Here is a 12,473-nt window from a genome sequence, read left to right on the forward strand (position 1 = left end):
CAACAGCGCCGGTTCAAGCTATCGAGACGGCCGGCCGGTTTGAAAACCTTTCGATCATGTCAGGGCTTGTCCCGCACTTCCGATCGCTTCGCCGGAGCGCATGACAGACCGGCGGCCGCCCGAGCGGCCACGATCAGGAAAGAGCTACCTCCCGCACCTCCTTGAAGAGCACGCTTTGGTCTGTGAGGTATTTTGCGAATATCGGCAGGCTCGCACCGCCGATCGCTCGCGCCTGGGAACCAACCTGACCCTCGATGATATCGGGAATGATCACACCCTGAAGGTCCAGCTTCGCAACGGCTTCGATGGTGGACGTCACGATGCGCTTTCGCACCCAGGGAGGAAAACCGCCGTCGATCACGGCCGCGCCGAAATCGATGATCGACGCCGCGGCAATGATCGCCTGGGCAAGCGCATCTGCGGTCTGCTGGATCCAGATGTCTAGCGCTTCCCCGAAATCGATCCAGTCGTCGGCGGAATACCAGAGCGGCTGCGGATCGATATTCCGTTCCCGCAAGAGGTTTTCCAGCACGAAGATCGACGCTATGTCCAGCAGCTGCCGCGTTTCACCGGCTTTGCCGCGAACCGGCAGCGGGCCGACTGCGCCAGCCGTTCCCGTGCGGCCGGAGAAGATCGCCGAGTTCAACACAATTCCGCCGCCAATAAACGAACCGATGAAAAAATATACAAAATCGGGATAGGCGGATCCCACGCCGAACACGAGTTCTGCGCCGCAGGCGCTGGTTGCATCATTTTGCAGATAGACAGCATGCCGGACACGGCTTGCTATCTCCGTCTGCAGGTCGAACCCGCGCCAGGTATCCATCGCTCCTTCCGGAGCGCCCACTTCATCTGCCCAGTTCCAGAGCTCGAACGGTGCCGCAATGCCGATCCCTGCTATGCGACTTCGCTGAACATCGTCAAGCTGACCTTCAAGCCGTGCGATCCCCGCCGTGATGATTTCGAGTATTTTCCCCGGCAGCGGATATGCGTAGGTCTCATGATGCTGCAGGCGAATCCTGCCGACGAAATCCATCAACACAAGGTCAGCGCTGCGGCGACCGATCTTCACCCCGAACGAGTAGACCGCATCCGGATTAAGGCGCATCGGCACAGAAGGCTGGCCGACCCGTCCGCGCACGGGTTCTCCGCGCAAAAGCAGACCATCTTTCTCAAGTGCGCGCATAATAACGGAGACTGTCTGCGCAGAAAGCCCGCTGCGCCTTGTGATATCTGCCTTCGACATAGAGCCGTGGAGGCGCACCAGCGAGAGGACCAGCCTTTCATTATAGGCCCGCACGCGCACCTGATTGGAGCCGCCGGTAAAATTGCCCAGCAGCGTATGGCCTTGTGCCACACCATCTGAAACCGACATCGGCTCTTTCCTCCCGGAATACTCACTCACCTGGCACCATCATGCACGACCACGCACATCCGCTTGACGCTCCGCCGCAAACCAAAAGCGCATGATGCCCAAAATCAGATTCTCAACCTCCACCTCTCGTGGACTATGGCACGCAAAATAAATAATTCAATCGGAATTAATTATTGACAGGCTATTTCAACTCGTTCTTAATTATTGGGTAAAGGCATAGGGAGGCTCCGGGGAAACGCCTGTCGAACTTGAACGCCCGTGTCGCTTATTGGTCCGTGTAGCGGACAGTTTTTAACTCTGGGAGGAGACCATGAAGAAATCCATACTTTCTGCCGCATTCGGTGCTTTGGCCTTGGGCGTCGCGTTTTCCGCGCCCGCGAAGGCCGCGGATGTATCCGCCTGCCTGATCACCAAGACTGACACCAATCCCTTTTTCGTGAAGATGAAGGAAGGCGCGACCGCCAAGGCCAAGGAACTTGGCATGACGCTGAAATCCTATGCCGGCAAGATCGACGGCGACAGCGAAAGTCAGGTTGCGGCGATCGAAACCTGCATAGCGGACGGCGCCAAGGGCATCCTCATCACCGCATCCGACACCAAGGGCATCGTTCCGAATATCAAGAAAGCGCGCGATGCCGGAATTCTGGTGATTGCGCTCGATACACCGCTTGAACCCATCGATGCTGCAGACATGACCTTTGCGACGGACAACCTATTGGCCGGCAAGCTCATTGGTCAATGGGCGAAGGAAACGCTGGGCGATCAGGCCAAGGATGCCAAGGTTGCCTTCCTCGATCTCACGCCCTCACAGCCCTCGGTCGACGTCCTGCGCGACCAGGGTTTCATGATGGGCTTCGGAATCGACACCAAAGACCCAAACAAGATCGGCGACGAGGACGATCCGCGCATCGTCGGCCACGACGTCACCAACGGCAACGAGGAAGGCGGCCGTACGGCGATGGAAAACCTTCTGCAGAAGGATCCGACCATCAATGTCGTACACACGATCAACGAGCCTGCCGCCGCTGGTGCTTATGAAGCTCTGAAGGCGGTCGGCCGCGAGAAGGATGTGCTGATCGTCTCCGTCGATGGCGGTTGCCCGGGCGTCAAGAACGTCGCGGACGGCATCATCGGCGCGACGTCGCAGCAATATCCGCTGCAGATGGCGGCCCTTGGGATCGAGGCGATCAAGAAGTTCGCCGACACCGGTGAGAAGCCAAAGCCGACCGAAGGCAAGGATTTCTTCGATACGGGTGTGACGCTCGTTACCGACAAGCCCGTATCCGGAATCGAGTCCATTGATACGAAGGATGGCCTCTCCAAGTGCTGGGGCTGATCCTTCTATGACCTGGGTGGGGATGCGCTGCCATCCTCACCCAATCTTTGACAGAAGACCGAAGAAAGCGCAGCCTGAATATCCCCTGCTGCGGACCACGTGTCCGGCTGAGGGGATCCCGTGGGAGCGGGTCTTCAAGCGGAGGAGTTTCGATGAGCGAGCCAACGGCCGCCGCGCCGCATCACGATTATGAAAAGGTTCTCAAGGATAGTGCTGCGGAGGTTGCATCCTTCGACACACATGAGAAGACGGCCGTCCAGAGATTCCGGCATTTCCTGCATACAAGCCCGTCGGCGGTATCGCTGATCGTGCTCGTCGTATCGCTGCTGGTCTTCGGAACCCTATTGGGCACGAAATTTTTCTCGGCCTTCTCGCTGACGCTGATCCTTCAGCAGGTGGCTATCACCGGCATTGTTGGGGCAGCACAGACGCTCGTGATCATGACTGCCGGCATCGATCTGTCGGTGGGCGCGATCATGGTGCTTTCATCGGTGGTGATGGGGCAGTTCGCCTTCCGCTACGGCTTTCCTACAGAACTCGCCATCCTGTGCGGTTTCGCGGTGGGCGCGCTTTGCGGCTTCATCAACGGCATCCTGGTTGCTCGCATGAAGCTGCCGCCCTTCATCGTCACGCTCGGCATGTGGCAGATCGTGCTGGCCAGCAACTTCCTCTATTCCGCCAATGAGACGATCCGGGCACAGGAGATCGAAACGACGGCGCCCCTCCTACAGTTCTTCGGCAGTACATTTCGTATCGGCGGGGCGGTCTTCACCTATGGCGTGATCGCCATGGTGCTGCTCGTGTTGCTACTCTGGTACGTGCTGAACCACACGGCCTGGGGACGTCATGTCTACGCGGTTGGTGACGATCCGGATGCCGCGGAACTTTCAGGCGTCAACGTCAAACGCATGCTGATCTCGGTCTATGTACTTTCAGGCGTCATCTGCGCGCTCGCTGGCTGGGCCTTGATCGGCCGCATCGGCTCGGTTTCACCGACGGCTGGCCAGTTCGCCAATATCGAATCCATCACCGCGGTGGTAATCGGCGGCATATCACTGTTCGGCGGACGGGGCTCAATTCTCGGAATGATGTTCGGTGCGCTGATCGTCGGCGTTTTTTCGCTCGGCCTCAGGCTCCTCGGCACCGATGTTCAATGGACCTACCTCCTGATCGGCGTCCTGATCATCCTCGCCGTGGCGGCCGATCAATGGATCAGAAAGGCAGCAAGCTGATGGCCCAGGAATCCAATACGCAACCCATTCTCACCGCACGCGGACTCGTCAAGCGCTATGGGAGGGTCACGGCTCTCGACCATGCCGATTTCGACCTCTATCCCGGCGAAATTCTGGCGGTCATCGGCGACAACGGTGCAGGCAAGTCCTCGCTGATCAAGGCAATCTCCGGCGCGGTCCACCCGGATGAAGGCGAGATCCGCATGGAGGGCAAGGTTGTCCACTTCTCCTCGCCCAACGAAGCGCGCAAAGCCGGCATCGAGACCGTATACCAGAACCTTGCGCTTTCGCCGGCACTTTCCATCGCCGACAACATGTTTCTCGGCCGGGAAATCCGCAAACCGGGCTTCATGGGCAAGGTGCTTCGCAAACTCGATCATGCCGCGATGGAGAAATTCGCCCGGGCGAAACTTTCCGAACTCGGTCTGATGACGATCCAGAACATCAACCAGGCCGTCGAGACCCTGTCCGGCGGCCAGCGTCAGGGTGTTGCGGTGGCGCGCGCCGCTGCCTTCGGCTCTCGGGTAATCATCCTGGACGAACCGACCGCGGCGCTCGGCGTGAAGGAAAGCCGCCGCGTGCTGGAACTCATTCTCGACGTCCGGTCGCGCGGCATTCCGATCGTCCTCATCTCTCATAACATGCCGCATGTCTTCGAAGTTGCCGACCGCATCCACATCCACCGGTTGGGGAAGCGGCTTACGGTCATCAATCCCAAGGAATACACGATGTCCGATGCGGTCGCGTTCATGACAGGCGCCAAGGCGCCCGCTCAACCGGCGGCGGCGTGATCGCAGATTTTAGGATTTTCGCTGCAAGGCCGGAATTGCCTCTATCTCATGGCGAAGAGTTCCTGATGGAACCGTTGTGAGACGGGCATTCCCTGTGCAGCGAAGTCGCGACGCAGGACTTCGCCAAAGCCTACCGGACCGCAGAACCAGATGCTTGCCTCGCGCCAGTCCGGCACTGCGGCACGGATGCGCTCGCCAGTCAGAAGGCCGTCGCGGGAATCGACCAGAACATGCAGGCGGATATCTGCCGCTTCGGCATCTCCCGTCAGCTTGGCAATGGCTTTCTCGTCATAGTCGGCGGTCGTGTGAAACAGATCGACAACCGGCCGCCGACAGTGATCGAGGTTCGTTCGTCGCTCCAGCGCACGATGCTTCATGGCTGCGATGAACGGCGTTATGCCGATGCCCCCACCGACCCAGATTTGCCTCGACTGGCCATTGTCGAAATCGAAGCAGCCATACGGCCCTTCGACCTTCATCTCCTGCCCTATGTGCAGTGTTTCACGCAGGCGGCTGGTATGGTCGCCCAATTCCTTGGTGACGAAGGTGATGCGCCGCTCCTTATCATTCCAACCTGAGGCGATGGTATAAGGATGCGCACCTTCGGATGTGTCTGAAGTCACGAATGCAAACTGGCCGGCCTCGTGGCCGGGCCAGCCCTCCGGCACCTCGACCTCCGTCTCGAGCGCTCGAACGCCCGGGTAGTAGTGAAATGAGGTAATCCTCCCCCGAACCTGCCGTCCCGCGCCGACACGTCCCAACAGCACAATCACCGCGCTGTAGGTGCCTGCCGCCAGAAGCAGGCCTGTGACCACCCCGACAGGTGACGTCCAATAGCTGAACGTTGTCAATACCACCGAGTGAAACACCAGTACCAGATACACGAGGGCCAGCAGGCGGTGGGTTTTGTAGAATAGTTTATAAGGAAACTGCCTGATGAGCGCCAAGGCGATCAACAGTACCACGGCATAGAACGCCCACTCGCCTACTCCTTCCGCCGAGCCGCGCAGCGTCATGAAGAATTGCTCGATGGGATTTTCGATCTCTGCCCTTGCGCCGCGGGCCGGCCGTACAAGCCATCCCAGGCTCGTCGCCCATTTCGGAGTCTCGCTCCATAACCAATGGACTATGGATATGGCCAAGGCCGCGATGCCGAACCACTTATGTAGGCGATACATCTTGTCCAGTCCGCCCAGCCAGGGCTCCGGCAAGCGCGGACGCAGCGCAAGAACCATTGCGACACTCATGCAGCCTATCGCGACGATGCCACTGTATTGCATCATCGCAGCACGAAGCGCAAAGACGTTAGTCGACTGAAAGACAGAGGGCTCCGCCAACAGCCATAACCCGCTCAACAACACGAGAGCACCCCAGAAGGCGAGTCTGATATTCCGCATGGCTATCACTCTCACTGATGACCGGGTTTGCGTATCGTGGAGCGCCACTGCATGTCGTTGACGCATATCAAGGCCCGCGAGTACGAGCGCCGTGATTCAAAGAAAGTTGGCGCGCTCACATTGGAGTCGACATGCTGTGGTATAGATCGAATACCTGCTGGCGGCTGAACTCGCTGCCCGGCGTCGTGACGGCCGCAGCGCCTGCTGCGATTCCTAGTCGGAATGCTTCATCGAGCGGATAATTCTGCGTCAGGGCCCAGACCATTGCGCCCGTGAAACTATCCCCCGCGCCGACAGAAGATCGAACCGGGACGGCGAGCGCGGGTTCTTTGATGACTTTGTCGGCGCTTGCGACAAGCGCTCCCGCCTGTCCCATTGTAACAACCATATACTTCGCCGCGCCGCGTCTTACGATCATCTGCGCGGCCTCTGCCACCTGCACTTCATCCAGGGAGTGACCGACGACATATTCCAGCTCGTCGAGGCTCGGTTTCACAAGATAGACTTGAGTCTCGGAAAGTGTCTCCTTCAGCGCCTCTCCCGAAGCATCGAGAACAAACCGGCTCCCCTTCTCCAGGAACAGCTGCGCCATCCTGGCATAGGTGTTCGTCGGTGCACCGCGTGGCAGACTGCCGCTCGCCACCACATAGTCTGCGGTCGAAGCCTCAAGCGTCTCGAACATGACCTCCACTTCCCGTTCGGAAATGACGGGGCCTTCGGGAACGAAGCGATATTCAAGACCGGTCGATATTTCCTGCACCATGAAAGCAACGCGAACGGCGCCACTCATCGGCACAGGCCGAAGAGTAACGCTCATTCCCTTCAAGGCATCCTCAAGAACATTGCCCGTCGCTCCCCCGGAGAAATAGATCAGATCCGGATGCTCACCAAGTTCAGCCAGGACCCGGGCCACGTTGATACCGCCGCCGCCGGCATCCTGCCGCTGGTTGCGTGTCCGCATCTTGCGAGTCGGGACCAGCTTGTCCACATCGCTGGCAATGTCGACAGTGGGATTGAGTGCGATACAAAGGATCCGAGACAACGCACACCTTTCGTCACTGTTTCGACCTCGTCGTCCAAGTGGCTCTGACCAGACCGGTACCTGTAGCTGGCCGAGAACCTATCGCGCAAGAAAGACAGGGCGGCTCGGATGTTCCAGCATCGACCGGGTTACACCGCCGAAAATGCGTTCGCGCATGCGCGAATGACCATAGGCACCCATGACGATCATATCCGCCGCAACGTCATCGGCATATTGTTTCAGCGTCTCTGCAACCGTCCGGCCGTCGCTCCTCAACACATCGGCACTGAAGTTGACGCCATGCCTGGCGAGATAGATGCCGATTTCCGCCCCCGGCTGCTCAATCCCGGGTTCAGGATCGACCATGCCCCCGTGAACTTTGCTGGCGGCTTTCAAAAACTCGAGTCCCTGTTTGGCGGCTTTCGCCGCTTCCGGGGTGTCATTCCATGCCAGCACCACGGAGTCGGGTTTTAAGGTGGGGATCGCATTCCGGGGGATGATCAGGACCGGTACTCCCGAATGAAAAAGGGCGCCGTCGACGACCGCACTTTTCAATGGGCTGTCGGCCGCCAGTTCAGGACCGATAACCAGCAGGTCGGCATAACGCGCCTGATGCGCAACGACATTGTCGACATAGGTCCATTCGGTATAGATATCGATGATATCATGAGGAACTTCCGCTTGCTGCAAAAGGTCCTTTATTTTCGTGCTCCGCTCAGCCAGCTTTGCTCTATCGGCGTCTCTTTCTTCCAGCCATGCCACTGAAACATGTTCGGCATATTCGCCGAGCGGCGGCGGTGCTGCAATGGCGAGCAGCAGGACGGAGAGATGCGCACCGGACGACCGGGAGAGTTCGACTGCCGCACGAAGATCACTGTCCGCGTGATCGCACCGGATCACGCTCAAGATGGTTGTAAACGGCATCACCCTTCCTCCTCTCATCATTTAAAAGAAATCCTGGTACCATCGGCACCCCGGCACCTTGATTTCCGTCAACTCGGCTTCTGGGGAATCAACTAATTGATTGTCCATAGAGATCCACGCCGCGCCGAAGCGGCCGATTGTTATGGAGGCTAGCATTGAAACGCGACCCGAAGATTACGTTTCACGGAGCAGCCGGCACCGTTACGGGTTCCTGCTTCCTTCTTGAGACCGGCGAGAGCCGCGTCCTCCTGGATTGCGGAATGTTCCAGGGCTCGAAGACCGAGAAGGAACTAGATTACCGCCCTTTTCCGTTCTCGCCGGCTTCATTGGATGCCGTCATTCTCACGCATGCACACATCGATCACAGCGGGCTGCTGCCCAAGCTTGTGAAAGACGGCTTCACCGGTCCAATCTATTGCACTCCGGCGACGCTGGATCTCTGCGCAGTCATGCTGCCGGATTCCGCACATATTCAGGAAATGGAAGTCGAACAGCTCAACCGGCGAAACGAGCGGCGGGGCCGCAAGCCCGTCAATCCGATCTATAACGCGGCGGACGCCGCGGCAACGCTGGTGCAGATGAGGCCTCATCCTCTTGAACAATGGGAGGAGCTCTCACCGACTATCCGCTTCCGTTTCTGGAACGCCGGACATCTTCTCGGTTCAGCCTCCGTCGAAGTCGAGATTGGCGCCGGATCCGAGCGCCGGCGGCTTCTCTTCTCCGGCGACATAGGCCCCCACCACAAGCTGCTCCAATTCGATCCGGATGCTCCTGCAGGTTGGGATTATGTGATCTGTGAAAGCACCTATGGCGATGTCGACCGCAACGACCCCTCCGATGAGGGGCGACGAAAGATGTTGCAAGACGAGGTAAACCTGGCCGCCCGCCATCGTGACGGAGCTCTTCTCATTCCGTCATTTGCGGTCGAACGTACCCAGGAACTTCTGGCTGATCTCGTCTATCTCATGGACAAGGGAGAGGTCGCCCGTTGCCCGATTGTCATCGATTCGCCTCTAGCTCTTCGAGCCACCGAAGTCTTCAGGGAACATTCCCGCGAACTCGAGCATGGCCATCTTCTGCTGCGCGCGCTCGGAGCCAGGAACGTCCGGTTCACCCAAACCGCCGAACAGTCCAAGGCAATCGACAACATGCGAGGCTTCCACATCGTTATCGCCGCGAGTGGCATGTGCGAAGCCGGCCGGATTCGACATCGCCTGAAAAACTGGTTGTGGCGGGAGGAGGGTACCGTTCTTCTGGTCGGCTATCAGGCCACTGGAACACTGGGGCGTTTCCTGGAAGACGGCGCCTCGACCGTTCGGATTCAAGGCGACGAGATCGCGGTGCGAGCGAACATTCGCAGGCTCGATGTCTACAGTGGCCACGCCGACGGGCCGGAACTGGCCGAGTGGATTGCAGCGCGCCTGCCGGTAAGGAAAGCCGTCTTCCTGGTTCATGGCGAACTGCCGGCAATTGCTGGAATGAGAGAGCGCATGTCGCTGCTACGGCCCGAATTGACTGTGGTGGAACCTTACCTCGATGCAACCTACGACCTCACTTCCAAGGGCGCCGTAGACATTTCGGATGTCCAGGTCCCACCCCGGCTTGGCGCGCTCCAGGTCGGCCGCAAAGACTGGCATAACGACTTTCAATCGCTGGTCCTGGATTTGCAGGAAAGATTGGATGAAGCGGCCGATGAAAAGGCGCGTGGCATAATCCTCCGCAAAGTCAGACGCGCGCTTGATGAAGCCGATTGATAGTCTTTTGCTTCAACTTACGGCACCAGCACGGCGGCGCCGCTCAGACGCCCCCCTCTAAGATCGTCAAGCGCCTTGTTCGCTTCGGCAAGAGGATAGACGACGGTATGCGTTTTCACATTCGCGGCGGCGGCAATCGGGAAGAACTCCATCGCATCGTCTCTCGTCAGGTTCGCCACGGAGGCCACCTTTCGCTCGCCCCAGAGAAGAGCATAGGGCATCTGCGGAATATCACTCATATGGATGCCACCACAAATGACCCGTCCGCCCTTGCGTATTGCCTTCAAAGCCAACGGCACCAGATCACCGACCGGCGCGAAGATGATCGCCGTATCGAGAACAGCCGGCGGCGTTTCATCTGAACCACCAGCCCAGGTCGCGCCCAGACTTAGGGCAAAGGTCTGTGCCTGCCGATCGTCAGGCCGTGTGAAGGCATAGACCTGCCTGCCTTGCCATACGCAGACTTGCGCGATGATGTGGGCGGCGGCTCCAAACCCATAAAGCCCTATTTTCTTGCCTTCTCCCGCCTTTTTCAGGGAACGCCAGCCGATCAAGCCCGCACAGAGAAGCGGTGTAAGGGAAACGGGATCGGCTTCCTGGGGCAGATCGAAGGCATAGGCTGAATCTGCGACCACATGGGTGGCAAAACCACCGTCCCGGGTATAGCCGGTGAAGAGCGGCTCGTCGCAGAGGTTTTCCGCATTCGACCGGCAGTACGAGCAGTGACCGCAGGTATGACCGAGCCAAGGGATGCCGACCCGCGAACCGATGCGATGCGGGGAAACCCCTTGCCCGACTGCTTCAACGATACCGACGATCTCATGGCCGGGCACAAGGGGGAGTTTCGGGTTTGCGAGATCTCCCTCGACCACATGCAGATCGGTCCGACATATCGCGCACGCCTCCACCCGGACGAGCAGTTCGCCGGATTGCGGTTCAGGATCCGGCCGTTCCGCCAGTTCCAGTGGCTTGCCGACCTCATGCAATACCATCGCCTTCATGGCGTAACCTCGTCCTCGTCTGCCCCAGACCTCAGCGCTGCAGTTCACCCCGCTTATCGGGCCACATGATCGAGTCGCTTTCTTGATTCCGGAAACCATATTGCTGCGAAGGCAGTAACAGGAGAATTGCCAGGACCATCAGAACCATCGCAACGAGAAGCCAGAACACCAGCCGGCTCATGATGAAGCGGCGAAGTTGCATCCCGAAGTCCTCGATATGCATGTCTCTTGCTCCGCCATAACGTCTTCGGATCGATCGAAGTGCTTATGTTTGCAGTCTAGCGAAACATTGCAGGCATCATTTGATGCATCTCAATGAGCGGGCACGATGTTGACCCACGCTCCAAGGCATCGATGATTGACGTTGCTCCGAAATCGCGAGCTGCTCCCTATCGCTTGAACCGAAGATGAGCCTTATGATCGATAACATGAGAGGAAGACTTTCATCGACACCGGGCACTTCAAGCTTGCCTCTCGTTGGATACATGCGACCATTATCGCAGTGAAGCGCAATCTGATATGGAGACTGACGTGGGAAAAGAACAAAAAGCACGCAAAAAAGCAGCTGCGGAAGCAGATCGTGCAAAAGAGCAGGACGATTATCTCGAAGAGGCGCTGGAGGAGACATTTCCAGCAAGCGACCCCATAGCGCCCGGTCATCCGCAGGAACGGCCGACCGGTTCACCGAGCAAGAAGTCCGATTGAACGTCTTTCGCTCGGAGCCAGGATATTCTGCGTTGCCATGTTCAAGGATTCTGTAAGTCGCTCTTTCGTGACCAAGGTCAATGAATCAAACAATTGGCCCGCTATCATTCAGGGTGTCTTCCTCACCGACGATCGAGGCGTTCTCGGTGATTTTCGAAGAATAGCAACGCGCGTTGCGGTCCTTTTCCGATTGTAACCAGGCATCGGCTGCCGTCATTTAATTGCGAGTTGGTCCAGCACGTCCTGATCGGAAAGCTGCGAGAAATCCTGGTAATAGGCCCCGACAGCGCCGAAGCCGGACGGAGCCTCAAGGCAGATCACCTCGTCCGCCTCTCTTTGAAGTTCGGCGACAAGGTCGGCAGGAGCGACGGGAACTGCCAAAACGATCCGGGCAGGGTGGCGCATTCTCAAGGCCTTGAGCGCAGCTCTTGCGGTCGAGCCCGTGGCCAACCCGTCATCGACGACGATCGCAATTCTTCCTTCAAGATCATCACCTGCCAAGTGCCCCGCATAGACTTGCTGCCGGCGATGAATCTCTTCAAGCTCCTCTCTGCAACGCGCCTCGAAGACCTGGCCGGAGACGCCCGCGAGCGCGATAACTTCGTCGTTGCGTACGACGACGGGTTTTTTGCCGTCGATAATAGCGCCCATGGCAAGCTCGGGATTCCGAGGCAGGCCCACCTTCCGCACGAGAAGCAGTTTAAGCGGTGCTTTCAGCGCCACGGCAACTTCTGCCGCTACGGGAACACCTCCCCTGGGAAGGGCAAGAACGATGCATGGCTGCCCTTGATAACTCTCAAGCGCCTGCGCAAGTTGTCGCCCTGCCTGCCTGCGATCATGGAACATTCAGTACCTACCCGTGCAGCAGCAAAAATGACGTCGTGGCATTCTGCAGATTGCACTTTCGCGTTTATTATTCATGACACCACGATAAGAA

The 12,473-nt window shown here is 58.4% G+C and carries 12 protein-coding genes; 5 read left to right on the top strand and 7 right to left on the bottom strand.

Annotated elements, in window-relative coordinates; translation table 11 throughout:
- Positions 1–133 precede the first annotated feature (133 nt).
- Positions 134–1,375: an ROK family transcriptional regulator gene (locus J2046_RS07610; RefSeq protein ID WP_210050656.1), complete on the bottom strand. Its 1,242-nt coding sequence runs from the start codon at positions 1,373–1,375 to the stop codon at positions 134–136.
- 310 nt (positions 1,376–1,685) lie between these two features.
- Here J2046_RS07610 and J2046_RS07615 point away from each other — a divergent pair, with 310 nt between their 5' ends.
- The 3 genes from J2046_RS07615 to J2046_RS07625 all read left to right on the top strand — a co-directional run bounded on the left by J2046_RS07615 (position 1,686) and on the right by J2046_RS07625 (position 4,734).
- Positions 1,686–2,711 (top strand): sugar ABC transporter substrate-binding protein, encoded by a 1,026-nt coding sequence (locus tag J2046_RS07615; RefSeq protein WP_210050657.1) that lies wholly within the window; start codon positions 1,686–1,688, stop codon positions 2,709–2,711.
- A 152-nt stretch (positions 2,712–2,863) separates the two neighbouring features.
- Entirely contained in the window at positions 2,864–3,943 is a 1,080-nt protein-coding gene (locus J2046_RS07620; protein WP_210050658.1) for an ABC transporter permease, read from the top strand.
- Complete coding sequence (locus J2046_RS07625; RefSeq protein WP_411828477.1) at positions 3,919–4,734, top strand: ATP-binding cassette domain-containing protein; 816 nt, start codon at positions 3,919–3,921, stop codon at positions 4,732–4,734. Before J2046_RS07620 ends, J2046_RS07625 begins: the two co-directional genes overlap by 25 nt.
- 41 nt (positions 4,735–4,775) lie before the next feature.
- On the opposite strand, the gene J2046_RS07630 is transcribed toward J2046_RS07625, so the two are convergent.
- From J2046_RS07630 to J2046_RS07640, 3 genes are all read right to left on the bottom strand, one after another.
- A complete protein-coding gene (locus tag J2046_RS07630) occupies positions 4,776–6,131 on the bottom strand; it encodes a ferredoxin reductase family protein (RefSeq protein ID WP_210050659.1) in 1,356 nt (451 codons plus the stop codon).
- A gap of 115 nt (positions 6,132–6,246) precedes the next feature.
- On the bottom strand, positions 6,247–7,173 hold the full coding sequence (locus tag J2046_RS07635; RefSeq protein ID WP_210050661.1) for a 1-phosphofructokinase family hexose kinase: 927 nt from the start codon (positions 7,171–7,173) through the stop codon (positions 6,247–6,249).
- Between the two features lie 78 nt (positions 7,174–7,251).
- Positions 7,252–7,914, bottom strand: coding sequence for a universal stress protein (locus J2046_RS07640; protein ID WP_210050662.1), 663 nt, complete (start codon positions 7,912–7,914; stop codon positions 7,252–7,254).
- A gap of 317 nt (positions 7,915–8,231) precedes the next feature.
- On the opposite strand from J2046_RS07640, the gene J2046_RS07645 reads away from it, so the two are divergent.
- Positions 8,232–9,830, top strand: a complete 1,599-nt coding sequence (locus J2046_RS07645; protein WP_210050664.1) for an MBL fold metallo-hydrolase — start codon at positions 8,232–8,234, stop codon at positions 9,828–9,830.
- A 17-nt stretch (positions 9,831–9,847) separates the two neighbouring features.
- On the opposite strand, the gene J2046_RS07650 is transcribed toward J2046_RS07645, so the two are convergent.
- Together J2046_RS07650 and J2046_RS07655 are read right to left on the bottom strand one after the other, a co-directional pair.
- A complete protein-coding gene (locus J2046_RS07650; protein ID WP_210050666.1) occupies positions 9,848–10,831 on the bottom strand; it encodes a zinc-dependent alcohol dehydrogenase family protein in 984 nt (327 codons plus the stop codon).
- A gap of 31 nt (positions 10,832–10,862) precedes the next feature.
- On the bottom strand, positions 10,863–11,054 hold the full coding sequence (locus tag J2046_RS07655; RefSeq protein ID WP_210050667.1) for a hypothetical protein: 192 nt from the start codon (positions 11,052–11,054) through the stop codon (positions 10,863–10,865).
- Between the two features lie 308 nt (positions 11,055–11,362).
- On the opposite strand from J2046_RS07655, the gene J2046_RS07660 reads away from it, so the two are divergent.
- Positions 11,363–11,536 (top strand): hypothetical protein, encoded by a 174-nt coding sequence (locus J2046_RS07660; RefSeq protein ID WP_233469610.1) that lies wholly within the window; start codon positions 11,363–11,365, stop codon positions 11,534–11,536.
- 213 nt (positions 11,537–11,749) lie between these two features.
- Here the strand turns inward: J2046_RS07660 and J2046_RS07665 are convergent, their stop codons facing one another.
- Positions 11,750–12,382 (bottom strand): phosphoribosyltransferase, encoded by a 633-nt coding sequence (locus J2046_RS07665; protein ID WP_210050671.1) that lies wholly within the window; start codon positions 12,380–12,382, stop codon positions 11,750–11,752.
- Between the last annotated feature and the right edge of the window lie 91 nt (positions 12,383–12,473).

The organism is Neorhizobium petrolearium, assembly GCF_017873175.1.
In the GTDB taxonomy this organism is placed as follows: Bacteria; Pseudomonadota; Alphaproteobacteria; order Rhizobiales; family Rhizobiaceae; genus Neorhizobium; species Neorhizobium petrolearium.